Source organism: Herbiconiux dendrobii, assembly GCF_052048175.1.
Lineage (GTDB): Bacteria > Actinomycetota > Actinomycetes > Actinomycetales > Microbacteriaceae > Herbiconiux.
The window spans coordinates 22,915-48,863 of sequence record NZ_JBLZQV010000004.1 but is presented as its reverse complement, the minus strand read 5'-3'; the positions used below and the strand labels follow the sequence as shown (position 1 = coordinate 48,863).

Below are 25,949 nucleotides of genomic sequence, written 5' to 3'. Positions count from 1 at the left end.
CCCCGACGGAACAGACGATGACATCCACTTCGACCGCCTCCACCACGCGTTCCGAGTTCGACGAGTTGCGCGACAGCCACCGCGTGATCCCCGTGATCCGCGAGCTGTTCGCCGACGGGGAGACCCCGGTCGGCATCTACCGCAAGCTCGCCGACGGCCGGCCCGGCACCTTCCTGCTCGAATCGGCGGAGCAGGGCGGGATCTGGTCGCGGTTCTCGTTCATCGGCGTCTCCAGCTTCGGCCTGCTGACCGAGGCGGAGGACCGTGCCGCCTGGATCGACCTCGGACTGCCCGTCGAGCGGGTGTTCCCGGGCGGCATCCCCGAGGGCCCGCTGGATGCGGTCAGCGTGCTGTACGACACCTGGAAGACGCCGGCGGTGGCCGACCACCCGCCGCTGACCGGTGGACTCGTCGGCTTCATCGGCTGGGAGTCGGTGCGCCAGATCGAGCACCTGCCGAACCGCCCGCCGGCCGACTACCCGCTGCCGAGCCAGGGGCTCTCCTTCGTCTCCGAACTCGTCGTCGTCGACCACGAGTTCGGCACGGTGCAACTCGTGGTCACCGTGCTCGCGGACGGCGATGACGACACCGATGCGCTCTGGCACACCGCGCAGTCGCAGCTCGACGCGATGCAGGCGGGGATCGGCCGTCCCGCCGAGGCCTGGCTCGCCACCGCCGACTTCGGCGTGGTCGGCACGCCCGAGCACCGCACCGAGCACGACGACTTCCTCGCCGCCATCGAGGTGGCCAAGGAGCACATCCGCGAGGGCGACATCTTCCAGGTGGTGATCGCGCAGCGGTTCGAACTCGAGTGCACGGCGCATCCGCTCGACGTCTACCGGGCGCTGCGCACCCTCAACCCGAGCCCGTACATGTACCTGCTCACCCTCGTCGACGCCGACGGATCGCCCTACCAGATCGTCGGATCGAGCCCCGAGGCGCTGGTCAAGGTGGTGCACGGGCACGCCCACACGCATCCGATCGCCGGATCGAAGCCGCGCGGCGCCACGCCGCAGGAGGACGTCGACCTCGAGCACGAACTGCTCGGCGACCAGAAGGAACGCGCCGAGCACCTGATGCTCGTCGACCTGGCCCGCAACGACCTGCTCAAGGTCTGCGAGGCGGACTCCGTGGAGGTCACCGAGTTCATGCGGGTGGAGCGGTTCAGCCACATCATGCACATCGTCTCCTCGGTCGAGGGGCGGATGCGCGAGGGCGTCGACGCGATCGACGTCTTCCGCGCCACCTTCCCGGCCGGCACCCTCTCGGGAGCTCCGAAGCCCAGGGCCCTGCAGATCATCGACGCGCTCGAGCCCTCGCAGCGCGGCGTGTACGGCGGCGTGGTGGGGTACTTCGGATTCGGCGGCGACGCCGACCTCGCGATCGCCATCCGCACCGCGATGATCCGCGACGGGGTCGCCCGCGTGCAGGCCGGCGGAGGCCTGGTGGCCGACTCCGATCCGGAGAGCGAGTTCCAGGAGTCGCAGAACAAGGCCGCGGCGCCGTTGCGCGCGGTGGCCGTGGCGAACGCCATGACGCGGGTGCGCTGATGACGGCCGCCGCCACGAACCCGGAACCGGCATCCGCCGAGGCCACCGCGTCGGGCCAGGCGGCGTCGGGCCGCCGGCTCAAGCTGATGACCATCCTGATCGTGCTGGTGGCGAGCGGGCTGACGTTCCTCGCCTGGTCGCAGTCCTGGGGCACGCTCGAGCTGCGGGCGGGCACGAACACCGAGACCACGCTCGACGTGCCGGGATCCGCTGCCGCACCGGCCCTGTCCGCCCTCTCGCTGGCCGGGCTCGCCCTGGCCGGAGCGCTGGCGATCGCCGGGCCGCTGATCCGGATCGTGCTCGGCGCCCTCGAGGTGCTGCTGGGGGCGAGTGTGCTCTGGTCGGCCATCGGGGCGATCGCCGATCCGGTGGGCGTCGGGGCCTCGGTCGTCACCTCGAGCACCGGGGTGGCGGGAACGGCCTCGATCCGCGAGCTGGTGAACCCCCTCTCCACGAGTGTGTGGCCCGCCCTGACGGTCGTCTTCGGCGCCGTGATGGTGCTGGCCGGTGTGCTCATCATCGCCACCGTGCGCCGCTGGCCCGTCGCCAGCCGGCGCTACCAGGCCGTGACGTTCGAGGGCGCCGACGGGCGGCGCAGCGGCGATCCCGGCGACTTCTTCGATCCGCAGGACGGCGACGAGCCGGCCGGCGATGCTCCGGATGCGGCAGCCGTCCCCGACGCGGCGGCCGATCCCGAGGGCGCCGCCACGCTCACCCGCGACACGGCGGTCGACAACTGGGACGACCTGACCCGCGGCACCGACCCGACCCGCTGACCCGACCCGCTGACCCGACCCGCTGACCGGATGCGCTCGCGCGCATCCGGAACCACCTCCCGGCACCGGTAGACTGGCTGGGTACCACCCGAAGAGACAGGAAGAGGACGATGAGCCACGAAGAGGATGACCTGGGCGAAGGCCACTCGCTCGCCGCTTGGACCGCCGTCGTGGTGTCGCTGGTCGGCATCGCCATCGGAACGGTCGCGTTCTTCTTCGACGTGCAGTGGCTGGTCTGGGCCGCGGCCGGCCTGACGCTGCTCGGTTTCATCCTGGGCTTCGCGCTGTCCAAGGCCGGGTACGGCGTGAACGGCTCGCGCACACTCGCCAAGGAGCACTGACCGACGTGCTCGCCGATCTCGTAGCCGGAGCGCTCGAGGACGCGGCGGAGCGGCAGACGGCCACCGGCCTCGCCGAGGTGGAGGCGGCAGCGCTCGCTGCGGCTCCGGCCCTCGACGCCCTGTCGTTCCTCGCACCCGCCGAGCAGATCAAGGTGATCGCCGAGGTGAAGCGTGCGAGCCCCTCGCGCGGTTCGCTCGCCGCGATCCACGATCCCGCCGAACTCGCCGCGCGCTACGCCGCGGGCGGGGCCAGCGCCATCAGCGTGCTCACCGAGCAGCGCAAGTTCCTCGGATCGCTCGCCGATCTCGAAGCCGTGCGCGCCGCCGTGCGCGTCCCCGTGCTGCGGAAGGACTTCATCGCCACCGAGTACCAGGTGCTCGAGGCCCGCGCCGCCGGCGCCGACCTGGTGCTGCTGATCGTGGCCGCGCTCGACCAGCCCACGCTGGTGCGCCTGCACGCGTTCATCCGCTCGCTCGGGATGACCCCGCTGGTGGAGACGCACGACGCCGTCGAGGTCTCGCGCGCCGTCGACCTCGGAGCCGAGCTGCTGGGCGTGAACGCCCGCAACCTCAGCACCTTCGAGCTCGACCCGCACCTGTTCGGGCGACTCGCCGACCGCATCCCGGCCGGCACCGTCAAGGTGGCCGAGTCGGCCGTCAAGACCGTCGACGACGTGGCCCACTACCGCGCTGCCGGAGCCGATGTCGTGCTCGTCGGCGAAGCCCTCGTGACCGGGGAGAACCCGGTCGCGACACTGAAGGAGTTCCTCTCCGTATGACCACCACGACCACCTCCCTCCGCGACGAAGCCGGTCCGTTCTTCGGCGACTTCGGCGGCCGATTCATGCCCGAGTCGCTGATCGCCGCTCTCGACGAGCTCGACGCCGCCTACCAGCTGGCCAAGGCCGACCCCGAGTTCCACCGCGAGCTGGCCGAGCTCGGCCGCACCTACACCGGCCGCCCCTCGATCATCACCGAGGTGCCGCGCTTCGCGAAGCACGCCGGGGGAGCGCGCATCCTGCTGAAGCGCGAAGACCTCAACCACACCGGCTCGCACAAGATCAACAACGTGCTCGGGCAGGCGCTGCTGGCCAAGCGGATCGGCAAGAGCCGCCTGATCGCCGAGACCGGCGCCGGCCAGCACGGCGTCGCCACGGCCACCGCCGCCGCGCTGTTCGGCATGGAGTGCGTCGTCTACATGGGCGAGGTCGACACCGAGCGCCAGGCCCTGAACGTGGCGCGGATGCGCCTGCTCGGCGCCGAGGTCATCCCGGTCACCAGCGGCACCCGCACCCTGAAGGACGCCCTGAACGAGGCCTTCCGCGACTGGGTGGCGAATGTCGAGAACACGCACTACCTGCTCGGCACGGTGGCGGGCCCGCATCCGTTCCCCGTCATGGTGCGCGACTTCGTCAAGGTCATCGGCGAGGAGGCGCGCCAGCAGGTCATCGACCTCACCGGAGCGCTTCCGGATGCCGTCACGGCCTGCGTGGGCGGCGGATCGAACGCGATCGGAATCTTCCATGCCTTCCTCGACGACGCCTCGGTGGGCCTCTACGGCTACGAGGCCGCCGGCGACGGCGTCGACACGCTGAAGCACGCGGCCACCATCACGATGGGCCGCCCCGGCGTGCTGCACGGCTCGCGCAGCATGATGCTGCAAGACGAAGACGGCCAGACCCTCGACTCCCACTCGATCTCGGCGGGCCTGGACTACCCGGGCGTCGGGCCCGAGCACGCCTGGCTCTCCTCGATCGGCCGCGCGAACTACCGCCCGATCACCGATGAGGCCGCGATGGCCGCGTTCCGCCTGCTCTGCACCACGGAGGGCATCATCCCGGCCATCGAGTCGGCGCACGCCCTCGCCGGCACTCTCGAGCTCGGCCGTGAGCTGGGCCCGGACGCCACCATCCTGGTGAATCTCTCCGGCCGCGGAGATAAAGATGTGGAGACCGCCGGACGCTACTTCGACGTGCTCGACGAGCAGGGGAACATCACCGCATGACCGACCTGCAGACCTCGAGCCGGCCCCTGGCCGCCTCGCCCGTGGCCTCCGCCATCGCCACCGCCAACTCTGTGCGCGCCGGAGCGCTCGTCGGGTACCTCCCCGTGGGGTTCCCCGATCTCGACACGAGCATCGACGCCGCCGTGGCCCTGGTCGAGAACGGGGTCGACGTGCTCGAGCTCGGCCTGCCGTACTCCGACCCCGTGATGGACGGCCCGGTCATCCAGGCCGCCACCGTCGCGGCGCTGGAGGGCGGCACCCGCCTGAAGGACGCCTTCACGGCCGTGGAGCGCATCCGGGCCCGGGTGGATGCTCCGGTGCTGCTCATGACGTACTGGAACCCGGTGCTGCAGTACGGTGTCGACCGCTTCGCCGACGACCTCGTCTCGGCCGGCGGTGCCGGACTGATCACGCCCGATCTGACGGTCGACTCCGGAGCCGACTGGCTCGCCGCGAGCGATCGCACGGGCCTGGACCGCGTGTTCCTGGCCGCGCCCACCTCGACCGACGAGCGACTGCGCCTGGCGATCGAGCACAGCCGCGGTTTCGTGTACACCGTCTCCACGATGGGCACCACGGGTGCGCGCACCGATCTCGACGCCGCGGCCCGGTCGCTCGTGACGCGACTGCGCGAGCAGGGCGGCGACAGCCTGTGCGTGGGCATCGGCATCTCGACGGCCGCTCAGATCAGCGAGATCCTGGGCTATGCCGACGGCGCCATCGTCGGCTCGGCCCTGGTGAAGGCCCTCTCCGACGGAGGTGTCCCGGCCGTCGGCCGGCTCGCCGCCGAACTCGCCGCCGGCACCCGCCGCTGACGGTCGCCTGCCGAGGCGGAACGGTCCGCCGTCACCGCGGACGCCGCCCGCTGAGGTAGAATCGACCGACCCGAGCGCCACAAGTGAAATCGGTGCGCATTCCCTCGTCCGCGTAAATCAGCAGCGGAATCCCTGAAACTCATGGGCCACCGACGTCCCAGTTCCCTTAGAAACACGCAGAGGACGGTTCTCCATGGCCGAATCGAGCCAGAAGTATCCCGGCAGCCCCTTCGCCTCCAGCGCACTCCCGGCCTTCGCTTTCAGCGCACTCCCGGCCGCCCAGGGTCTGTACGACCCGGCTGACGAGAAAGACGCCTGCGGTCTGGCGATGGTCGCCACGCTCCGCGGCACCGCAGGACACGACATCATCGACACCGCGCTCGGCGCGCTGCGCAACCTCGAGCACCGCGGGGCCATCGGCTCCGACGCGGGCACCGGAGACGGTGCCGGCATCCTGACCCAGATCCCGGACGCGTTCCTGCGCGCCGTCGCGCCCGCCGAGCTGCCGCCCGTCGGCCGGTACGCCGTGGGCAACGCCTTCCTGCCGCTGGACGAGTCCGAGCGCCGCGAGGTGATGGACAAGATCGCCGACCTGGCCGAGCAGGAAGACCTGCGCATCCTGGGCTGGCGCGAGGTGCCGGTACGCCCCGACGAGCTGGGCCGTCTCGCCCGCGACGCCATGCCCGCCATCTGGCAGCTCTTCGTGCAGTCGGTTCGCACCACCGAATCCGGCGCCACCCTCTCGGGCCTGCCGCTGGACCGTCAGGCGTTCCGCCTGCGGAAGCGGGCCGAGCTCGAGCACGAGGTGTACTTCATGTCGCTGTCGTGCCGCACCATCACCTACAAGGGGATGGTCACCACGCTGCAGCTCGAGCCGTTCTACCCCGACCTGTCCGACGAGCGCTTCGCCTCGAAGCTCGCTCTCGTGCACTCGCGTTATTCGACGAACACCTTCCCGTCCTGGCCGCTCGCGCAGCCGCTGCGGATGATGGCGCACAACGGCGAGATCAACACCGTGCAGGGCAACCGCAACTGGATGCGCGCCCGGCAGTCGCAGCTGGAGTCCGAGCTGCTCGGCGACCTCAGCCCGCTGTACCCGATCGTCACGCCCGGCCTGTCCGACTCCGGGTCGTTCGACGAGGTCGTGGAGCTGCTGACGCTGGCCGGCCGCTCGCTGCCGCACGCCATCATGATGATGGTGCCGGAGGCCTGGGAGAACCAGACCGACTTCGAAGACGCCCGCCGCGCCTTCTACGAGTACCACTCCATGCTGATGGAGCCGTGGGACGGCCCGGCCGCCCTCATCTTCACCGACGGCAACCTCGTCGGTGCGACGCTGGACCGCAACGGCCTGCGCCCCGGACGGTACCTGATCACAGACGACGGCCTGGTCATCCTGGCCAGCGAGATCGGAGTGAGCCCCGACATCGACCCCTCGAAGGTCGTGCGGAAGGGCCGTCTGCGCCCGGGCAAGATGTTCCTGGTCGACACGGCCGCGGGGCGCCTGATCGAGGACGACGAGATCAAGGCCGAGCTCGCCGCCGCCGAGCCCTACGGCTCCTGGCTCGACGAGGGCAGGATCAACCTGCGCGACCTGCCCGAGCGCGAGCACATCGTGCACACCCCGGCCTCGGTCACCCGGCGTCAGCGCACCTTCGGCTACACCGAGGAGGAGGTGCGCATCCTTCTCACGCCGATGGCGAAGAACGCTGCGGAGCCCCTCGGCGCGATGGGGTCCGACACCCCGATCGCCGTGCTCAGCCAGCGCCCGCGCCTGCTGTTCGACTACTTCACGCAGCAGTTCGCGCAGGTGACGAACCCGCCGCTGGACTCCATCCGCGAAGAGGTCGTCACGAGCCTGCGGCTGGGCCTCGGCCCCGAGCGCAACCTGCTCGCGGCCACGCCCGAGCACACCCGTCAGGTGATCCTCGACTTCCCGGTGATCGACAACGACGAGCTGGCGAAGATCCAGCACATCGACCCCACCTCCGGCAGCCGCCTCACCACCACGGTGAAGGGCCTGTACCGGGTCGACGAGGGTCCCAAGGCGATGCAGAACCGCATCGCGGCGATGTGCGCCGAGGTCGACGAGGCCATCGAGGCCGGTGCGCAGTTCATCGTGCTCTCCGACCGCGACTCCAACAAAGACCTGGCGCCTGTTCCTTCCCTGCTGATGCTCGGCGGTGTGCACCACCACCTCATCCGCAAGCAGACCCGGATGAAGGTGGGCATCATCGTCGAGGCCGGCGACGTGCGCGAGGTGCACCACGTCGCGCTGCTGATCGGTTACGGCGCAAGCGCGGTGAACCCGTACCTCGCGATGGAGACCTGCGAGAACCTCGTGCGCTCGGGCGTCATCACGGGCGTCACGCCCGAGAAGGCCGTCAAGAACCTGATCAAGGGGCTCGGCAAGGGCGTGCTCAAGATCATGTCGAAGATGGGCATCTCCACGGTGTCCTCCTACGCCGGCGCCCAGACCTTCGAGGCCGTCGGGCTCGCCCCCGACTTCGTGAGCGAGTACTTCACCGGCACCTCGTCGAAGCTCGGCGGCGTGGGCATCGACGTGATCGCGGCCGAGAGCGCCGCCCGTCACGCCGCGGCCTATCCCGAAGACGGCGCCATCACCGTGCACGAGCCTCTGGCCGTGGGCGGCGAGTACCAGTGGCGTCGCGAGGGCCCGCCGCACCTGTTCAACCCCGACACGGTGTTCCGCCTGCAGCACGCCACGCGCGCGCGCCGGTACGACATCTTCCGCGAGTACACCCAGCTGGTCGACGACCAGGCCGAGAACCTGATGACGATGCGTGGCCTGTTCAAGCTGCGCACCGGCGTGCGCCCGGCCGTGCCGATCGACGAGGTCGAGTCGGTCGAGTCGATCGTCAAGCGGTTCTCGACGGGCGCGATGAGCTACGGATCGATCTCGAAAGAGGCCCACGAGACCCTCGCCATCGCGATGAACCGCCTCGGCGGCAAGTCGAACACCGGTGAGGGCGGCGAAGACGTCGACCGCCTGCTCGACCCCGAACGGCGCAGCGCGATCAAGCAGGTCGCCTCCGGCCGGTTCGGCGTGACGAGCATGTACCTCACGCACGCCACCGACATCCAGATCAAGATGGCGCAGGGCGCCAAGCCCGGCGAGGGCGGTCAGCTGCCGCCCACGAAGGTGTATCCGTGGGTCGCCCGCACCCGGCACGCCACGGCCGGCGTCGGCCTCATCTCGCCGCCGCCGCACCACGACATCTACTCGATCGAAGACCTCAAGCAGCTCATCTTCGACGTCAAGCGCGCCAACCCCGAGGCCCGCGTGCACGTGAAGCTGGTGAGCCAGAACGGCATCGGCGCGGTCGCGGCCGGCGTCACCAAGGCCCTGGCCGACGTGGTGCTCGTCTCCGGCCACGACGGCGGTACCGGCGCCAGCCCGCTCAACTCGCTCAAGCACGCCGGGACGCCCTGGGAGATCGGCCTCGCCGAGACCCAGCAGACCCTGATGCTGAACGGGATGCGCGACCGCGTGGTCGTGCAGGTCGACGGTCAGATGAAGACCGGCCGCGACGTGATCGTCGGCGCCCTTCTCGGAGCCGAGGAGTTCGGCTTCGCCACCGCTCCGCTCGTGGTGGAGGGCTGCATCCTGATGCGCGTCTGCCACCTCGACACCTGCCCGGTGGGCGTGGCCACGCAGAACCCCGAGCTGCGCGCCCGGTTCTCGGGCAAGCCGGAGTTCGTGGTGAACTTCTTCGAGTTCCTGGCTCAGGAGGTGCGCGAATACCTCGCCGAGCTCGGCTTCCGTTCGATCGAGGAGATCGTCGGCCGCAACGAGCTGCTCGACGTCAACGCGGCGATCGAGCACTTCAAGACGGACGGTCTCGACCTCGCGCCGATCCTGGTCGGCCCCGACTTCGCCGACGACGAGCCGCGCTCGAACGCCCGCGGCCAGGAGCACGAGCTCGAGAAGCACTTCGACGTGCGCCTCATCCACGAGGCCGTCTCGGCGCTGGACCACGGCGAGCCGGTGGCCATCACGCTGCCGATCCGCAACACCGAGCGTGCGGTCGGAACGATGCTCGGCCACGAGGTCACCAAGCGCCACGGCGAACAGGGCCTGCCCGACGGCACGATCCAGATCACGCTGCTCGGCTCGGCCGGCCAGTCGCTCGGCGCATTCCTGCCCGGTGGCATCACGCTGCGCCTGGAGGGTGACTCGAACGACTACGTGGGCAAGGGCCTGTCGGGCGGGCAGATCATCCTGCGCCCCTCGCGCGAGTCGGTGTTCCCGGCCGAGCGCAACGTGATCGCCGGCAACGTGATCGGCTACGGGGCGACCCGCGGCAGCATGTTCCTGCGCGGCATCGTGGGGGAGCGGTTCCTGGTGCGCAACTCCGGGGCCACGGCGGTCGTGGAGGGCGTGGGCGACCACGCGCTCGAGTACATGACCGGCGGCCTCGCGCTGATCCTCGGATCGACCGGGCGCAACCTCGGCGCCGGCATGTCCGGTGGCACGGCCTACATCCACGACCTGCACCCCGAGCGGGTGAACGCCGACTCGCTCAGCTCCGGTGAGCTGCAGCTGCTGCCGCTCGGTGGCGCCGACATCGAGATCGTGCGCGATCTGCTGCAGCGTCACGAGGCCGAGACCGGATCGCCGCTGGCGGCCCGGATGCTCGCCGATTTCGACACGACCATCGCCGCCTTCACCAAGGTGCTGCCGCGTGACTACGCGGCGGTGCTCGCCACCCGGCAGACGGCGGTCGAAGAAGGACTCGATCCCGACGGCGACGTCGTCTGGGGACGTATTTTGGAGGTGACAGGTGGCTGATCCCAAGGGCTTCCTGAAGACGCAGGAGCGCGAGCTCCCGGCCCGCCGGCCGGTTTCCGTGCGGCTGATGGACTGGAAAGAGGTCTACGAGCAGGGCGACGCCGCGACGATCCGTCGTCAGGCCGGGCGCTGCATGGACTGCGGCATCCCGTTCTGCCACCACGGCTGCCCGCTCGGCAACCTGATCCCGGAGTGGAACGACCTCACCTGGCGCGACGAGGGCCGCCAGGCCATCGAGCGACTGCACGCCACGAACAACTTCCCGGAGTTCACCGGGCGGCTGTGCCCGGCGCCCTGCGAGTCGTCGTGCGTGCTGGGCATCAACCAGCCCGCCGTGACGATCAAGCAGGTCGAGGTCTCGATCATCGACCAGGCGTTCGCCAACGGATGGGTCACGCCGCACCCGCCGGAGCGTCTCACCGGCAAGACCATCGCCGTCGTCGGATCGGGGCCCGCGGGCCTCGCCGCCGCCCAGCAGCTCACCCGGGCCGGCCACACGGTGGCGGTCTACGAGCGCGACGACCGCATCGGCGGCCTGCTGCGCTACGGCATCCCCGACTTCAAGATGGAGAAGAAGCACCTCGAGGGCCGTCTCACCCAGATGATGGCCGAGGGCACCCGCTTCCGCGCCGGCATCGAGATCGGCGTCGACATCACCTGGGACGACCTGCGCGCGCGCTACGACGCCGTGATCGTCTGCACCGGGGCCACGGTTCCGCGTGACCTGCCCATCCCGGGCCGTGACCTCGACGGCGTGCACTACGCCATGGAGTACCTCGTGCAGCAGAACAAGGTCGGCGCGGGCGACGACATCCTCGGCCAGATCGACGCCGAGGGCAAGCACGTGGTCGTGCTCGGCGGTGGCGACACCGGAGCCGACTGCATCGGTACCGCGCACCGCCAGGGCGCGCTCTCGGTCACCAACCTCGCCATCGGCAAGCAGCCGCCGGCCGAGCGTCCCGAGGACCAGCCGTGGCCGATGTTCCCGAACCTGTTCGAGGTCGCCAGCGCGCACGAGGAGGGCGGCGAGCGCAAGTTCCTGGCCTCCACCGTCGAGTTCCTCTCCAACGACCAGGGCGAGGTGCGCGCCATCCGCGTTGCCGAGACCGAGTACCTCGACGGCCGCCGGGTTCCGAAGGCCGGCACCGAGCACGAGATCCCCGCCGACCTGGTGCTGCTGGCGCTCGGCTTCACGGGCGCGGAGTCGGACGAGATCGCCGATCAGCTCGGCCCGCAGTTCGACGCCCGCGGCAACGTGGAGCGCGACGGCGACTACCAGAGCACCGTCCCCGGCGTGTTCGTCGCCGGCGACTCGGGCCGCGGCCAGTCGCTGATCGTCTGGGCGATCGCGGAGGGCCGCGCGGCCGCCTCGGCCGTCGACCGCTACCTGGAAGGAAAGACGGAGCTGCCGTTCCCGGTCAAGCCGACCGACCGCGCCATCTCGGTCTGATAGCCTCCCAACCGGATTCAGAACCCTCCTCCACCCACCACCACACCATGCGCCCCGGCGCAGATTTCGGAGCAGTACACACTGATGAGACGCGCGAAGATCGTCGCAACACTCGGGCCGGCGACGTCGACCTATGAAACCATCCGGGCCATCATCGACGCGGGCGTCGACGTCGCGCGGATGAACCTGAGCCACGGCAGCTACGACGTGCACGAGGCCGTCTACCGCAACGTCCGCCAGGCGGCCGACGACTCCGGCCGCGCCGTGGCCGTGCTGGTCGACCTGCAGGGCCCGAAGATCCGCCTCGGCAAGTTCGAGAACGGCCCCTACGACCTCGCCGAGGGGGACATCTTCAAGATCACCATCGACGACATCATCGGCAACAAGGAGATCTCCTCCACCACCTACAAGGGCCTGCCCGACGACGTCGCTCCCGGCGACCCGCTGCTGATCGACGACGGCAAGGTCGGGCTCCGCGTGCTGGAGACCGACGGCACCGTCGTTACGACGCGCGTCGAGGTCCCCGGTGCGGTGTCGAACAACAAGGGCATCAACCTGCCCGGTGTGGCCGTGAACGTGCCCGCCATGAGCGAGAAGGACATCGCCGACCTGCGCTGGGGCCTCAAGCTCGGCGCCGACTACATCGCGCTCTCCTTCGTGCGCAACGCGGCCGACGTCGACGACGTGCACCGCATCATGGACGAAGAGGGCCGCCGCGTTCCCGTCGTCGCCAAGATCGAGAAGCCGCAGGCGGTCGACAACCTCGAGGAGATCATCGACGCCTTCGACGGCATCATGGTCGCTCGCGGCGACCTCGGCGTCGAGCTGCCCCTCGAGGCGGTGCCGATCGTGCAGAAGCGCGCCGTCGAGCTCTCGCGCCGCATGGCGAAGCCGGTCATCGTGGCCACCCAGGTGCTCGAGTCGATGATCTCCTCGCCGCGCCCGACGCGCGCCGAGGCATCCGACTGCGCCAACGCGGTGCTCGACGGGGCCGACGCGGTCATGCTCTCCGGCGAGACCAGCGTGGGCGAGTTCCCGGTGATCACCGTGCAGACCATGGCGCGCATCATCGAGTCGACCGAGGAGCACGGCCTCGAGCGCATCCCCGCGCTCGGCACCAAGCCCCGCACCCAGGGCGGCGCGGTCACCCTCGCCGCCGCCGAGGTGGGCGAGTTCGTCGGAGCCAAGTTCCTCTGCGTGTTCACCGAGTCGGGCGACTCCGTGCGCCGGATGACCCGTCTGCGCAACATCATCCCGATCCTCGGCTTCACGCCCGAGCCCGGCATCCGCAACCGGATGGCGTTGAGCTGGGGCGTGCAGTCCTACCTGGTCGACCGGGTCACCCACACCGACGAGCTGATGGTGCAGGTCGACGACGTGCTGCTCGGCCTCGGCCGCGCACAGATCGGCGACAAGGTCATCGTCATCTCCGGTTCCCCTCCCGGGGTGTCCGGCTCCACCAACGACATGCGCGTGCACGTCATCGGCTCGGCTCACAAGCCCGAGAAGCCGGAGACCTTCGACAACTAGGGCGCGTGTCACCCTCCCGGGGGCCCTCAAGAAGGGCCGCCGGGTGCAACCTCAGGTTTCGGCCAGGATTCGATCAGTGTTCGATCGGTTCCTGGCCGTTCCCGTTCCGGGGCGAAGATCGGCTGTTAGATTTCGGATGCTCCACAGCCTTTGACGACTCGACCGAAAGACTCCGATCATGCCCAGCAAGCGCCTCGTTCTGCGCACCCTCAGCGTGGGGGCAGCCCTCGCGACCGTCGTGGCCCTGTCCGGCTGCTCCACGATCATGCCGTTGTTCGGCATCCAGCCCACGCCCGGCGTGTACAACGGCGCCTCGGCCGGCACGAGTGCCGACACGGAGGCCGCGTCCGCCTCCGACGGCACGCTGCAGTTCGCCTCGGTCTTCACCGACATGGGCTCGGTGCACCCCACTGTCGACATCGCCGACCAGCTGCAGCTGAAGCTCGACGTCTGGACCGAGCAGAAGACGCACGACTGGACGCCGCTGGCCGACAAGCGCTTCTCGTTCGTGATCGGCGTCATCGACAACCGTGTGCCGGCCGCGGCGCCGTTCGACCAGAAGCGTCGTGTGTACATGTCGAACCTGACCGTGACGGCCAAGACGAGCACGGCATCCGGAGTCGTCGAGACGCCTTACAACCTCAACACCGACCCGCTGAAGGTGACGCTCGACCCGGAGGCGCTACGGTCGGAGCAGGGCCTCGGGCTGCTGATCACGTCGCCCAAGGGCGGCCTGCAGTTGGAGTCGCAGCAGATCGGGGTCGTCGCCGACGACACCCAGGGCGTGATGCTCGACTTCGCCATGCAGCTCTCGTACGAGACCGCGCCGCTGTCGAACACCTACACGACGCAGATCGTGCACCAGTACGTGCCGATCGCCATCTTCTCCGAAGCGGTCGCGGCGGCCTCGACGCCGACCCCGACGCCCACCGTGACGCCGACGCCCATCCCGGCCGGCTAGTCACCGCTCCGCTGTCCCGCAACGACAAGACCCCCTCGGCGCCAGGCCGAGGGGGTCTTGTCGTTGCGTATCCCGGAGGATCAGTTCAGGTTGAGCCCCAGGCCCGACACGTCGTCGGCGTCGGAGGAGACCGTGATGCCGAGGACCGGCTTGGTGGAGCCCGTGGGCGCGTTCCAGGTGACGGCGGGCATCGAGATGCTCTGGCCGTTGCTGATCGCGGTGTGGATGAACACGGTGCTGGCGGGGGTGGACTGCACGAGGGTCCAGCCGGCGTTCTGGTAGGCGGTGACGATGTCTCCGGCCAAGGTCCAGCTGGAGGTCTTCGTGTTGTAGAAGGTGATGGTGATGCCACCGGAGTTGAGGGCCGGCACGCCGGCGCTGTTGTACGTGAGGGCGCCACCGGAGTACACGGCGGAGCGCGGGCCGGCGCTGGTGCCGGTCGCGGTCAGCGTGCCGGTGACGTACGCGGTCGGGCTGTCGAAGACGACGCTCGCGGCGGCGAGCGGGGTGGCGACGGCCATGGCGACCACGGGCACGCTCCAGGCGGCGGCCAGGGTCACCTGGCGGCGGGACAGTCCGCGAGCGCTCTCGGCATCGTTGATGTTGGCGATTTCAGACATGGGTATGCCCTTTCGATAGGACGGCATTCGAAACGGCCGGGGGTCAGGTGGCCGCGAAACGGGTAGGGATCGAATCCGAACATACTGAGCACCACGAGCGCCCCCGGTCGACGGATGTCTTTTAACCCCGGCTTTCACCCTCAAGGGAGGACGCCTTCCCCCGATGCGCCTCGCGGCGTCACTCGCTCGGGAACGAGTCCAGGAATTCGCGCAGCTCGGCGATGACCACCTCGGGATCGACGTCGTTGCCGTCCGCCGCCCGGGCGGCCAGCCACGCGATGCACACCACCGCCGCGCCGTGCACGTCGGCGGGTTCCAGGTCGGGCCGGTTCTCGAACAGCGGGGCCAGCGCGAGATCCATCGCCGCCAGGTTCCGCGGCAGGGTGCTGTCCCGGCTCTGCGAGATCACCGCATCCAGCAGGCTGTTCGCCGCGATCACCGCGTCGCGGGGCATCCGAGGCCCGTCGGGGCGATCTGAGTCGGCCATGCAGAGATGCTAGCGGCCTATCCCCGCGCGGGACAGGCAGGGAGCGGGAAGCTCGAGAACGCGATCGTGTCGGGTCCGCCGAGGATCACGATGCGCTTCGCCTTGAGCGCCACGATGTAATCGATCATCCCTTGATCCAGGCAGCCTTTCTGGGCCAGGAAGATCGGAGTCGGCTGGGCGTAGGCCGCGAGCACGCCGCCGGAGAGGGCGTCCGGGAAGTTCTCGCCGGTGGCGATGTACACCACGTCGCGCGAGTTCTGGGCCCGGAAGAACTGGGCCGCCGTCTTCTGCGACACCACGTACCGGTCGGCGCCGGAGACCCGGCCGTTCGTGATGCCGAGGCTGTCCAGCTGGCTCTGCAGCCCACCGCTCACGCTTGCCGTGCCTCCCATGAGCGTGACGAAGCTGATGCCGCGGTCGCGGAGTAGCTTCCGTTCGGCGCTTGTGAAGGAGGTGCGCTGGCCGTCCACGAGAAGCACCGGGGCGCCCACGGAGGCGGCCGCCGGCGTCGCGCTCAGCGCGTCCGGGAACCCCCGGCCGGTCGCGATCAGGAGTCGCGATGAGGGTGCGGCCCCGAATTTGGGATCCTGGATGAGGTTGCGGGACATCTCGAAGCGGTCGGCCCCGCCGATCCGCGTCACGGTCGCACCGGGTACGATCGCGTGCAGTTGTGAGATCACGGTGGGGCCCAGCGTGTTCTCGCCGCCCAGCACCACGATGTCCGCCGGTGCCAGCCGGGCGATCTCGGTGGCGATGGATGCCGGCACCGAGGTGCGCGTCGACAGCAGCAGCGGGGCATCCCGCTGTGCCGCGATCGCCGACCCGCTGAGCGAGTCGGAGAAGTTCTCGCCGCTGGCCAGATAGACCAAGGGTGAGCCATCCGGAGCCACCTGTTGCGAGACGAGGGCGGACACGTCGTACCGGTCCTGGCCGGCGACGCGCTCGACCACGGGTGGCGGCAGCGGCACGGACACCGAGACCGAAGTCTTGGAGACGGTCGGGTACCCGGACTTGCTCCCGGTCACCGTGACGGCGAGCTTCTTCCCGGCGTCGCCGGACTGCACCTGATACGTGACGGCGGTCGCACCGGCGATGGCGGTCCCGTTCCGTGTCCACTGGTAGGCGAGCGCAACGGGCGCGGGGCCCCAGGTACCCGGCTCTGCCGTCAGCGTCGAGCCCACGGCGGGTGAGCCGTCGATCGTCGGCGTCGGGGTGGGCTCGAGCACGCGCACAGGTGTCACCGGAGCGGAGACCGAGGTCGCGATACCGCTGGCGGCCGAGGAACCGGTCAGGGCGAAGGTGAGCTTCGTGCCGATGTCGGCGTCGGTCACCACGTACTGCGCTGTGGTGGCGCCGGGGATCGGGATGCTGTCCCGCCGCCACTCGAAGCGCACGGTCGAGGCGGCCGGTTTCCAGCTCCCGTAGGTGGCCGTCAGCGTCTGCCCGACGCGGAGTGTTCCCGTGATGGTGGGATGAGGGACCGTGGTGAACGAATTGCCGCGGTTGATCGCGAGGTCGAGGCTGGCCGGCGTCGTTCGCTCCACGACGAAGATCTTCGTGCCGCTGCTGAGCGAGCCGTCCGCGTACTCGTAGTCGAAATCGCCGCGGATGTTCTCCCACCAGCTGATCTCGTAGCTGGTGTCGTACTCGCCCGTCGCCCCGTCCCAGGGCGGCGAGATCCGGATGAGGTATCGGCCGGGAGGCAGCCCGATCTCGTAGCGGCCGTCGGCATCCGGTTGTGCCGTGCGGCGGTAGTTGGTGCCGTCTTCGGGGAAGGACTCGTCCAGCGAGATGTACGTGATCCCGAACTTCGTGATGTCGCCCTCGAGTGGCGCGGAGCGGGTGAGGACGCCGGAGACCACGCTGAACGGATCCAGGGCGAAGTCCACGCCGTCCAGTTGCTGTCCGACGCCGACGGTGACCGTCGGCCCGGCCGTCTCGAGGTGCCCGCTTCTCGCGGGGGCCTCTTCGGGGAGGCCGACCAGGGGATAGGTGCCCGCGGGCAGGCCCGCGATGCGGTAGTGGCCCTGGAAGTCGCTGATCGCCCAGATCTCGGGGCCGAAGAGGTCGCTGGTGACCCGGACGCCACCGAGCGCGCCGCCGTCGGAGCCGTACACGGTCCCGGTGATGACGGCCGCGGGAACGAGTGCGGCGTCGACGGCGTCGATCGACTGCGCGGTCGCGACCACGACGGGCGCGGTCGTCTGCAAGACGTACGCGCCGAGAGGGTCGGAGAAGGTGACCGGGTACGAGCCGATGCTCGCGGCGGTGAGGGCATAGCTGCCGTCGGCATCCGTCCGGGCGCTCTGGCCGTTGCGGGTGACATCGATCCCCTCGAGCGGAAGTCCCGTGGTGGACGAGGTCACAGTGCCGGAGACGACACCGGGGGAGAGCAGGTCCAGCGCGATCGGGTAGGTCTGACCGAGGACGGTGTTCTTCAGCTCGACCTCGACGGGACCGTTTCCCGCCAGCTCGCCGCGCACCCGGTAGGTGCCGGAATACAGCCCCGGGATGTCGAACGCGCCGTCGCCTCCGACCGTGCGGGTCGTCACCGGGTACCCACTGCTCAGAACGGTGACCTTGGCACCGGCCGGGCTCTGGCCGCTGGTCAGCGCGACGGTGCCCGAGATGCGCACACCGAGAACGAGCGCGACGTCGACCGTGTTGGGACCGGACGGATTCGGCACGATCGGTGTGATGTCACTGCGCAGGTACTCGCTCCCCGAGGCGGGGATGATCGTGAGGATGAAGGTGCGCCCGTCGGCCGGAACTCCGGTGAGCTCGTACGTGCCGTCGGACGACGTGGTCCCTGTGGCGACCGGCGTCCCGTCGTCGCGGAGGGTGACTGCGGCCGCGGCGATCGACGGGCCCGATGCATCTCCACCGGTCACCGTGCCCGAGATGGTCACCGTGGGCGGCACGGCCGCGAAGGCTGCCGGCGTGGCCGGGACGCTCAGCGACGCCACCAGCACCGTCACGACGGCGGCCGTCATCCCGTGCAGAACCTTGAAGAAGGACTTGCGAGCCACCCGATCCCCCGATCGACATGTGTCAGTGGGGGAATCCTAGCGTCAGGATGCGTACCGGTGGTGGGACTCGAACCCACATGCCCTCACGGACAACGCATTTTGAGTGCGTCGCGTCTGCCATTCCGCCACACCGGCCTGCTACGAGCGAGGTCAAGAATACCGTAGGGTTGAAGGGTGACTGACCAAGAACCAGCGACCATCGTGCCCCGTCGGGTAGTGGTGGCCGAAGACGAATCCCTGATCCGCCTCGACATCGTCGAGATCCTCCGGGACAACGGCTTCGAGGTCGTCGGCGAGGCCGGCGACGGCGAGACGGCTGTGGCCCTCGCCACCGAGCTGCGCCCCGATCTGGTCATCATGGACGTGAAGATGCCCCAGCTGGACGGCATCTCCGCCGCCGAGCGCCTGTCGAAAGACCACATCGCCCCGGTCGTGCTGCTCACCGCCTTCAGCCAGAAGGAGCTCGTCGAGCGGGCCACCGAGGCCGGCGCGCTCGCCTACGTGGTGAAGCCCTTCACCCCCAACGATCTGCTGCCCGCGATCGAGATCGCCCTCTCGCGCTACGCGCAGATCATCACCCTCGAGGCCGAGGTCGCCGACCTGGTCGAGCGCTTCGAGACCCGCAAGCTCGTCGACCGGGCCAAGGGCCTGCTGAACGAGAAGATGGGGCTCACCGAGCCCGAGGCGTTCCGCTGGATCCAGAAGGCCTCGATGGATCGCCGCCTCACCATGCACGACGTCGCCCAGGCGATCATCGAGCAGCTCTCGCCGAAGAAGTCCTAGCGGCGATCGGTCAGGATGTTCGTCATCCTGACCGTGCAGACCCGGCGGCCCTCATCGTCGTCGATCGCGATCTCGTGCGTCGCCAGCGTGCGACCGAGGTGCACCGGGGTGCAGACGCCCGTGACCCAGCCCGACGTCGCGGCGCGGGAGTGCGTGGCGTTGATCTCGATGCCCATCGCGAGCCGGCCCTTCCCGGCGTGCAGTGCGGCGGCGGTCGACCCCAGGCTCTCGGCCAGCACCACGGATGCCCCGCCGTGCAGAAGCCCCACCGGCTGGGTGTTGCCCTCCACGGGCATCCGGGCCACGCAGCGCTCGGGTGAGAGCTCGAGGAACTCGATGCCCATCCGCTCGGCGAGCACCCCGATGCCCTGGTATCCGAAGTCCTTCATGGCGTCCAGAGGGAGGGATTCGGGCTGCGTCATCGGGGCGTGATCCTGTCTCTGGGAACTGACCAGGGGGCTGTCCGCGGGGCTGTCGGAGGCCGTGTGTAGGCTTGCCGTGTGCCGGACAACGAACAGCCTACTCTTCTCATCATCGACGGACATTCGCTCGCGTTCCGGGCGTTCTACGCCCTCCCGGTCGACAGTTTCCAGACCCGCGACGGGCAGCACACGAACGCCATCCACGGCTTCATCGCGATGCTGCTGAACCTGCTCAAGGCCGAGAAGCCCACGCACCTCGCCGTGGCGTTCGACATCTCGCGATACTCCTTCCGCACCCGCGAGTACCCCGAGTACAAGGGCACCCGCGGCGAGACGCCGCCGGAGTTCATCGGCCAGATCCCGCTGCTGCAGGAGGCGCTGCACGCGCTCGGCATCGTCACGATCGAGAAAGAAGACTTCGAGGCCGACGACATCCTCGCCACCCTCGCCCGGCAGGGCACCGAGCAGGGCTACAAGGTCTACGTCGTCTCGGGCGACCGGGATGCCATCCAGCTCGTCAACGACACGGTGACGCTGCTCTACCCCTCGCGCCAGGGCGTCTCCGACCTCACCCGGTACGACATCGAGAAGGTGTTCGACCGCTACGGCATCCGCCCCGAGCAGTACCCCGAGATCGCCGCGCTCGTGGGCGAGACCAGCGACAACCTGCCGGGCGTTCCCAAGGTGGGCGAGAAGACCGCGGTGAAGTGGCTGAACCAGTTCGGCTCGCTCGACGAGATCCTGGCGCACCGCGACGAGATCCCGGGCGTGGTGGGCAACAACCTGCGCGAGCACGTCGACAGCGTGGTGCGCAATCGCAAGCTGAACCGGCTGCTGACCGATGTCGAGCTGCCCGTCGGCCCCGACGACCTGGCCCGCCAGCCGGTCGACGAACAGCAGATGCGCGATGTGTTCGCGCGGCTGGAATTCCGCACGCTGCTCGACCGGGTGCTGAAGCTCGAGGGCATCGACGGCGAGTCCGAGGTCGGCAAGGCCGCCGCCGCACAGGCTGCGGCGAAGGCCGAGAACGCCCCCGCACCGGTCACGCTGCTCGACGAAGAGCTCTCCGCGTGGCTGGCGCGCCGGCCGGCTGCCCCCGCCGAGGGCGAGGTGCCGTCGGTGGCGGATGCGGTGGCCGTGCACATCGAGACGGTCGACGGCTTCCCGATCGCCATCGGCCTGGCCACGGCGCACGAGACCGTCTTCCTGCCCTGGATCCCGAACAGCCGCGACTACGCGCCGCTGGAGGCGTGGCTGGCCGGTCCCTCACCCAAGATCCTGTTCGACGCCAAGCGCCAGATCAAGACACTCACCTCCGCCGGGCTGCCCGTCGGCGGCCTGATGTTCGACCCGGTGATCGCGGCCTGGCTGCTGAAGCCCGATGCGAGCGCCGACCGCTCGCTCGCCCAGCTCGTCGACCGGCACCTGCTCGAGGTGCTTCCCACCTCCGATCCCAACCAACTGGTTCCGGATGACGACACGGTCGTGGGCCCCGCGGGCGAGGCCTGGTACGTCTGGCGCGTCGCCCAGTCGCTGTCCGGTCTGCTCGACGAGCGCACCCGCCGCGTGCTCACCGAGATCGAGATGCCCACGCTGCTCGTGCTCGCGCAGATGGAGCTGACCGGTGTCACCGTCAGCCACGACGAGCTGTCGGCGCTGTCGACCGAGCTCGGCGACTCGGCCACCCAGATCGCCACGGAGGCCTTCGGCATCATCGGTCGGGAGGTCAACCTCGGGTCGCCCAAGCAGATCCAGGAGGTGCTGTTCGACCAGCTCGACATGCCGAAGACCCGTGCCACCAAGACGGGCTACTCCACGGATGCGGGCGCTCTGGCCGACCTGCAGGCCTCGAACCCGCACCCCTTCCTGGGCCTCCTGCTGGCGCACCGCGACGCCACCAAGCTGCGGCAGATCATCGAGAGCGTCGACAAGGCGATCGCGCCCGACAAGCGCGTGCACACCACCTACGTGCAGACCGGGTCGAGCACCGGCCGCATCTCCTCCACCGACCCGAACCTGCAGAACATCCCCGTGCGCACCGAGGAGGGCCGCCGCATCCGCGCCGCCTTCCAGGTGGGCGAGGGCTTCGACACACTGCTCACGGCCGACTACTCGCAGATCGAGATGCGCATCATGGCGCACCTCTCCGGCGACGCCGGGCTGATCGAGGCGTTCCACTCCGGGGAAGACCTGCACCGTTTCGTGGGTGCCCGCATCTTCTCGGTGGAGCCCGAAGACGTCAGCCCCAACATGCGCACAAAGGTGAAGGCGATGTCGTACGGCCTGGCCTACGGCCTGAGCGCGTTCGGCCTGTCGAAGCAGCTGCGCATCGAGACGGCCGAGGCCAAGCAGCTGATGACCGACTACTTCGAGCGCTTCGGCGCGGTGCGCGACTACCTGCGGAACGTCGTGGTGCAGGCCAAGGTCGACGGCTACACCGAGACCATCTTCGGCCGGCGCCGCCCCTTCGCCAACCTCAACAGCAGCAACCGCGTGTTGCGCGACAACGACGAGCGCGCGGCGCTGAACGCGCCCATCCAGGGCACGGCGGCCGACATCATCAAGATCGCGATGATCAACGTCGCCGCCGATCTCGAGTCGCAGGGTCTGCGCTCCAAGATGCTGCTCCAGGTGCACGACGAGCTCGTCTTCGACGTGGCGCCGGGGGAGTGGGATGCCCTGGCGGCGATCGTGCAGGGCCGCATGTCGTCGGCGGTCTCGCTGACGGTGCCGCTCGAGGTGCAGCTGGGCCGCGGTCAGAACTGGAACGAGGCGGCGCACTAGCCCGCGGCCGCTCCCGCTTCTCGCTCCGCTCAGCGGAAGTCGCGGGAGGCGGTCTTGGCACTGAGCTGGAGCGGCTCGAAGCGGTCGGCCACGATGTTCGTGACCCCCTCCTTCGAGCGCTCCAGGATGCCCCGCACGATCAGCGCGGGTGAATCGCGCGCCACCCGGCGGTACCTGGTCCACACCCCGACGCTGCAGATCACGTTGAGGATCCCGGTCTCGTCCTCGAGGTTCATGAAGGTGATGCCGCTGGCCGTCGCCGGCCGCTGCCGGTGGGTGACCACTCCGGCCACCTCGACGCGACGGCCGTTCTCGGTGCCCGCCAGCTCGGCCACCGAGAGTGCGCCGCGCATCCGCAGCTCGCCGCGCGCGTGGGCGAGCGGATGGTCGTCGGGGGAGATGCCCGTGGCCCACAGGTCGTAGACCACCTGTTCTTCGGCCGAGAGCATCGGCAGCAGGGGCGGCTGCACCGAGACGAAGGTGCCCGGCAGGTATTCGGCCCGCTCCTGCGAGGCGTTGCCCGACTCCCAGAGCGCCTCGCGCTTGGTGAGGCCGAGCGATTCGAAGGCGCCGGCGGTGGCGAGGGCTTCCAGCTGCGAGGTGGTGAGGCCCACCCGGCGGGCGAGGTCGCCCATGCTGAGGTAGGGGCCGTGCTGGTCGCGCTCGGTGACGATCCGCTGGGCGAGCTTCTCGCCGATCGAGGTGACCTCGGCCAGGCCCAGGCGCACCGCCAGGTCGCCGTCGCGCCGGTGTTCGGCCGTGCGGTCGGGGGCGTCGCGGTCGAACGTCTCCGGCACCGGGGCGGGGGTGTGCACGCACTCGTCGAGCCCGGTCTCGGCCACCGTCCCCGAGTCGGCGAGCAGCGAGGGCTCGAGTCCGGCCTGCACCCCCGAGCGCTGGATGTCGGGGCGGCGCACCTCCACGCCGTGCCGCCGGGCGTCCGCCGTCAGCGTCTGCGGCGAGTAGAAGCCCATCGGCTGCGCCCGCAGCAGCGCCGCCAGGAACGCGGCGGGGTAGTGCAGCTTGAACCACGAGCTGGCGTACACCAGCAGGGCGAAGCTCGTGGAATGGCTCTCGGCGAAGCCGAAGTTCGCGAAGGCCTCGATGCGCTGGTAGATGTCGTCGGCCAGCTCGCCGGTGATGCCGTTGCCGGCCATCCCCTCGTAGAGCTTCGTCTTCAGCCGCGAGATCTTCTCGAGCCCGCGCTTGGAGCCCATTGCCCGCCGCAGCAGGTCGGCGTCGTCGCCGTCGCATCCGCCGACCGCCATCGCCATCTGCATCAGCTGCTCCTGGAACAGCGGCACCCCGAGGGTGCGCTCGAGCACCGGCACGAGCTTCGGATGCTGGTAGGTCACCTCCTCGAAGCCGAGCTTGCGCCGGATGAACGGATGCACCGCCCCGCCCTGGATGGGCCCCGGCCGGATCAGCGCGATCTCCACCACCAGGTCGTAGAACCGCCGCGGCTGCAACCGGGGGAGCGTGCCCATCTGCGCCCGGCTCTCCACCTGGAAGACGCCGATCGAGTCGGCCCGGCACAGCATGTCGTAGACGCCCTGCTCCTCTTTGGGGATGCTGTGCAGATCCCACTGCCGGCCGGTCGACTCCTTCACGAGATCGAAGGTGTACTGCAGCGCCGAGAGCATCCCGAGCCCCAGCAGGTCGAACTTCACCAGGCCCATCCAGGCGCAGTCGTCTTTGTCCCACTGCAGCACGGTGCGCTTGTCCATCCGCGCGTTCTCGATCGGGCAGACCTCGCCCACGGGCTGGTCGGTGAGCACCATGCCGCCGGAGTGGATGCCCAGGTGCCGGGGAAAGCCGAGCAGCCCGGTGGCGAGCTCGATCACCTCGGGCGGGATGTCGTGGTCGCCGCTCTCGACCATCGGCCCCCACCGCTCGATCTGCTTCGACCAGGCATCCTGCTGGCCGGGGCTGTGCCCGAGCGCCTTCGCCATGTCACGCACCGCGAACTTCGGCCGGTACTGGATGACGTTGGCCACCTGGGCGGCATTGCGGCGCCCGTACTTGTCGTAGACGTACTGGATGACCTCCTCACGGCGATCGGAGTCGAAGTCGACGTCGATGTCGGGCTCCTCCTCGCGGAGCGCGGAGAGGAAGCGCTCGAACGGCAGCAGGCAGGCGATCGGATCGACGGCGGTGATCCTCAGCACGTAGCAGACGGCCGAGTTGGCGGCCGAGCCCCGCCCCTGGCAGAGGATGCCGCGGGCGCGGGCCTCGCGCACGATGTCCCAGACGATCAGGAAGTAGCCGGCGAAGTCCTTCATCTCGATCACGCGGAGCTCCTTCTCGATCCGCTCGCAGACCTCCGGCCCGGCCCCCGGGTAGCACTCGGCCGCGCCGGCCAGTACGAGCTCCCGCAGGTACGACATGGGGGTGTGGCCTTCCGGCACGTTCTGCCGCGGCAGGCGCGGCTTCGCCCGGCGCAGCTCGAAGGCGAGTTGCTCGGCCACCTCGACGGTGTTCTGCACCACGCCGGGGTAGCGGCCGAATCGCTGCGCCATCTCGGCGCCCGATCGCAAGTGGGCCATCGGCGCGGCGGGCAGCCAACCGTCGAGCTCGTCGAGGCTGCGGCGGGCACGGACGGCGGCCACGGCCTCCGCCAGGCGGTGCCGATCGGGGGTGGCGTAGTGCACGTTGCCCGTGGCGACGGCCATCAGTCCCCGGGCCTCGGCCAGGCCGAACAGGGCGTCGTTGATGCTGCTGTCCAGCGGATGCCCGCGATCGCTGAGTTCGACGAGCACGTTCTCGGGGCCGAACAGGTCCACCAGCCGGTCGAGCTCCCGGCCTGCGCCGACGGGGCCTTCGAGGGCGAGGGCCTGGCGCACCTGTCCCTTGCGGCAGCCGGTGAGCACCATCCAGTGGCCGTCCGCGTCGGCGGCCAGTTGCTCGAGGGAGTAGAGCGGCCTGCCCTTCTCGGCGCCGGGGGCGAGCTGCGCCGTGGTGATGGCGCCGGCCAGCCGGTGGTAGCCCGCCTGCTGCCGGGCGAGCACCAGCAGGTGGGAGCCTTCGGGGTCGGCCGATCCGTTCTGCGGCTTGCTCAGATCGAGGGAGAGCTCGGTGCCGAACACGGTGCGGACGTGGTGCATCTCGGCCGCTTCGGCGAAGCGGGCCAGGCCGTAGAAGCCGTCGTGATCGGTGAGGGCGAGCGCGCTCAGCTGCAGGTGCGCCGCCTCCTGCACGAGCTCTTCGGGCGAGGACGCCCCGTCGAGAAAACTGAACGTGGAGTGCGCGTGCAGTTCGGCGTAGGGCACCACGGCGGTCGCGTCGCCCGAGGCCTCGACCGGCGGCGGCACATACGCGGGCCGCTTGCGCGAGTGCGTCTCCTCGCTCGCCATCGGCCCCGTAGGCCGAGTGCGCCCCGACATCTGCCGCTCCAACTCCGACCAAGGAATCGGCGGATTCTGCCACCCCATCAGCCACCCCACTTTGGAAGCGTCCGCGCGTGAGTAGTGGCCCCGGCAGCGGGAAAGCGGCGGCGTGTACGTCGCTTTCCCGCCAGGAGGGCGGCCACAGCGTGAGCGAGCGCAACGCACCGCATGGTTCGCCGCAGGGGCGGCGGCGAACA

Annotated in this window: 17 protein-coding genes and 1 tRNA gene; 12 read left to right on the top strand and 6 right to left on the bottom strand. The window is 69.7% G+C overall.

Features of this window, described 5'->3' with window-relative positions; all coding sequences use genetic code 11:
- The first annotated feature begins 17 nt into the window (after window positions 1–17).
- From ACN4JJ_RS13090 to ACN4JJ_RS13045, 10 genes are all read left to right on the top strand, one after another.
- Window positions 18–1,550: an anthranilate synthase component I gene (locus ACN4JJ_RS13090; RefSeq protein ID WP_440710341.1), complete on the top strand. Its 1,533-nt coding sequence runs from the start codon at window positions 18–20 to the stop codon at window positions 1,548–1,550.
- Window positions 1,550–2,326, top strand: coding sequence for a Trp biosynthesis-associated membrane protein (locus ACN4JJ_RS13085; protein WP_440710340.1), 777 nt, complete (start codon window positions 1,550–1,552; stop codon window positions 2,324–2,326). Before ACN4JJ_RS13090 ends, ACN4JJ_RS13085 begins: the two co-directional genes overlap by 1 nt.
- 110 nt (window positions 2,327–2,436) lie before the next feature.
- Window positions 2,437–2,667: a DUF6704 family protein gene (locus ACN4JJ_RS13080; RefSeq protein ID WP_440710339.1), complete on the top strand. Its 231-nt coding sequence runs from the start codon at window positions 2,437–2,439 to the stop codon at window positions 2,665–2,667.
- A 5-nt stretch (window positions 2,668–2,672) separates the two neighbouring features.
- Window positions 2,673–3,446 (top strand): indole-3-glycerol phosphate synthase TrpC, encoded by a 774-nt coding sequence (trpC, locus tag ACN4JJ_RS13075; protein ID WP_440710338.1) that lies wholly within the window; start codon window positions 2,673–2,675, stop codon window positions 3,444–3,446.
- Entirely contained in the window at window positions 3,443–4,672 is a 1,230-nt protein-coding gene (trpB, locus tag ACN4JJ_RS13070; protein ID WP_440710337.1) for a tryptophan synthase subunit beta, read from the top strand. The genes trpC and trpB overlap by 4 nt, the downstream gene beginning before the upstream one ends.
- Window positions 4,669–5,487 (top strand): tryptophan synthase subunit alpha, encoded by an 819-nt coding sequence (gene trpA, locus ACN4JJ_RS13065; protein WP_440710336.1) that lies wholly within the window; start codon window positions 4,669–4,671, stop codon window positions 5,485–5,487. The genes trpB and trpA overlap by 4 nt, the downstream gene beginning before the upstream one ends.
- Before the next feature lie 193 nt (window positions 5,488–5,680).
- A complete protein-coding gene (gene gltB, locus ACN4JJ_RS13060; protein ID WP_440710335.1) occupies window positions 5,681–10,300 on the top strand; it encodes a glutamate synthase large subunit in 4,620 nt (1,539 codons plus the stop codon).
- Window positions 10,293–11,750: a glutamate synthase subunit beta gene (locus ACN4JJ_RS13055; protein WP_440710334.1), complete on the top strand. Its 1,458-nt coding sequence runs from the start codon at window positions 10,293–10,295 to the stop codon at window positions 11,748–11,750. Before gltB ends, ACN4JJ_RS13055 begins: the two co-directional genes overlap by 8 nt.
- An 84-nt stretch (window positions 11,751–11,834) precedes the next feature.
- A complete protein-coding gene (pyk, locus tag ACN4JJ_RS13050; RefSeq protein WP_440710333.1) occupies window positions 11,835–13,280 on the top strand; it encodes a pyruvate kinase in 1,446 nt (481 codons plus the stop codon).
- Window positions 13,281–13,458: 178 nt separating this feature from the next.
- On the top strand, window positions 13,459–14,241 hold the full coding sequence (locus ACN4JJ_RS13045; protein WP_440710332.1) for a YceK/YidQ family lipoprotein: 783 nt from the start codon (window positions 13,459–13,461) through the stop codon (window positions 14,239–14,241).
- A gap of 80 nt (window positions 14,242–14,321) precedes the next feature.
- Here ACN4JJ_RS13045 and ACN4JJ_RS13040 read toward each other — a convergent pair whose 3' ends face one another.
- From ACN4JJ_RS13040 to ACN4JJ_RS13025, 4 genes are all read right to left on the bottom strand, one after another.
- On the bottom strand, window positions 14,322–14,861 hold the full coding sequence (locus tag ACN4JJ_RS13040) for a hypothetical protein (protein ID WP_440710331.1): 540 nt from the start codon (window positions 14,859–14,861) through the stop codon (window positions 14,322–14,324).
- Window positions 14,862–15,039: 178 nt separating this feature from the next.
- The gene (locus tag ACN4JJ_RS13035; protein WP_440710330.1) at window positions 15,040–15,348 is read right to left on the bottom strand and encodes a hypothetical protein; all 309 of its coding nucleotides are present in this window, start codon (window positions 15,346–15,348) and stop codon (window positions 15,040–15,042) included.
- A gap of 17 nt (window positions 15,349–15,365) precedes the next feature.
- On the bottom strand, window positions 15,366–18,377 hold the full coding sequence (locus ACN4JJ_RS13030) for a cell wall-binding repeat-containing protein (protein ID WP_440710329.1): 3,012 nt from the start codon (window positions 18,375–18,377) through the stop codon (window positions 15,366–15,368).
- Window positions 18,378–18,429: 52 nt separating this feature from the next.
- Window positions 18,430–18,512 (bottom strand) — tRNA-Leu (locus tag ACN4JJ_RS13025).
- 39 nt (window positions 18,513–18,551) lie between these two features.
- On the opposite strand from ACN4JJ_RS13025, the gene ACN4JJ_RS13020 reads away from it, so the two are divergent.
- On the top strand, window positions 18,552–19,160 hold the full coding sequence (locus tag ACN4JJ_RS13020; protein ID WP_440710328.1) for an ANTAR domain-containing response regulator: 609 nt from the start codon (window positions 18,552–18,554) through the stop codon (window positions 19,158–19,160).
- Here the strand turns inward: ACN4JJ_RS13020 and ACN4JJ_RS13015 are convergent.
- Window positions 19,157–19,582 (bottom strand): PaaI family thioesterase, encoded by a 426-nt coding sequence (locus tag ACN4JJ_RS13015; RefSeq protein WP_440710327.1) that lies wholly within the window; start codon window positions 19,580–19,582, stop codon window positions 19,157–19,159. The genes ACN4JJ_RS13020 and ACN4JJ_RS13015 overlap by 4 nt on opposite strands.
- Window positions 19,583–19,660: 78 nt before the next feature.
- Between ACN4JJ_RS13015 and polA the strand changes: the two genes are divergently transcribed.
- Window positions 19,661–22,366, top strand: coding sequence for a DNA polymerase I (polA, locus tag ACN4JJ_RS13010; RefSeq protein WP_440710326.1), 2,706 nt, complete (start codon window positions 19,661–19,663; stop codon window positions 22,364–22,366).
- 29 nt (window positions 22,367–22,395) lie between these two features.
- On the opposite strand, the gene ACN4JJ_RS13005 is transcribed toward polA, so the two are convergent.
- Window positions 22,396–25,797: an error-prone DNA polymerase gene (locus ACN4JJ_RS13005; protein WP_440710325.1), complete on the bottom strand. Its 3,402-nt coding sequence runs from the start codon at window positions 25,795–25,797 to the stop codon at window positions 22,396–22,398.
- Window positions 25,798–25,949: the final 152 nt, after the last annotated feature.

What these genes read in the sequence shown, in the direction of transcription:
- ACN4JJ_RS13080 (WP_440710339.1), top strand. Translation starts at nt 2,437, where the DNA reads ATGAGCCACGAAGAGGATGACCTGGGCGAAGGCCACTCGCTCGCCGCT.
- ACN4JJ_RS13040 (WP_440710331.1), bottom strand. Translation starts at nt 14,861, where the DNA reads ATGTCTGAAATCGCCAACATCAACGATGCCGAGAGCGCTCGCGGACTG.
- ACN4JJ_RS13090 (WP_440710341.1), top strand. Translation starts at nt 18, where the DNA reads ATGACATCCACTTCGACCGCCTCCACCACGCGTTCCGAGTTCGACGAG.
- ACN4JJ_RS13085 (WP_440710340.1), top strand. Translation starts at nt 1,550, where the DNA reads ATGACGGCCGCCGCCACGAACCCGGAACCGGCATCCGCCGAGGCCACC.
- trpA (WP_440710336.1), top strand. Translation starts at nt 4,669, where the DNA reads ATGACCGACCTGCAGACCTCGAGCCGGCCCCTGGCCGCCTCGCCCGTG.
- gltB (WP_440710335.1), top strand. Translation starts at nt 5,681, where the DNA reads ATGGCCGAATCGAGCCAGAAGTATCCCGGCAGCCCCTTCGCCTCCAGC.
- pyk (WP_440710333.1), top strand. Translation starts at nt 11,835, where the DNA reads ATGAGACGCGCGAAGATCGTCGCAACACTCGGGCCGGCGACGTCGACC.
- trpB (WP_440710337.1), top strand. Translation starts at nt 3,443, where the DNA reads ATGACCACCACGACCACCTCCCTCCGCGACGAAGCCGGTCCGTTCTTC.
- ACN4JJ_RS13015 (WP_440710327.1), bottom strand. Translation starts at nt 19,582, where the DNA reads ATGACGCAGCCCGAATCCCTCCCTCTGGACGCCATGAAGGACTTCGGA.
- ACN4JJ_RS13005 (WP_440710325.1), bottom strand. Translation starts at nt 25,797, where the DNA reads ATGGGGTGGCAGAATCCGCCGATTCCTTGGTCGGAGTTGGAGCGGCAG.
- ACN4JJ_RS13045 (WP_440710332.1), top strand. Translation starts at nt 13,459, where the DNA reads ATGCCCAGCAAGCGCCTCGTTCTGCGCACCCTCAGCGTGGGGGCAGCC.
- ACN4JJ_RS13035 (WP_440710330.1), bottom strand. Translation starts at nt 15,348, where the DNA reads ATGGCCGACTCAGATCGCCCCGACGGGCCTCGGATGCCCCGCGACGCG.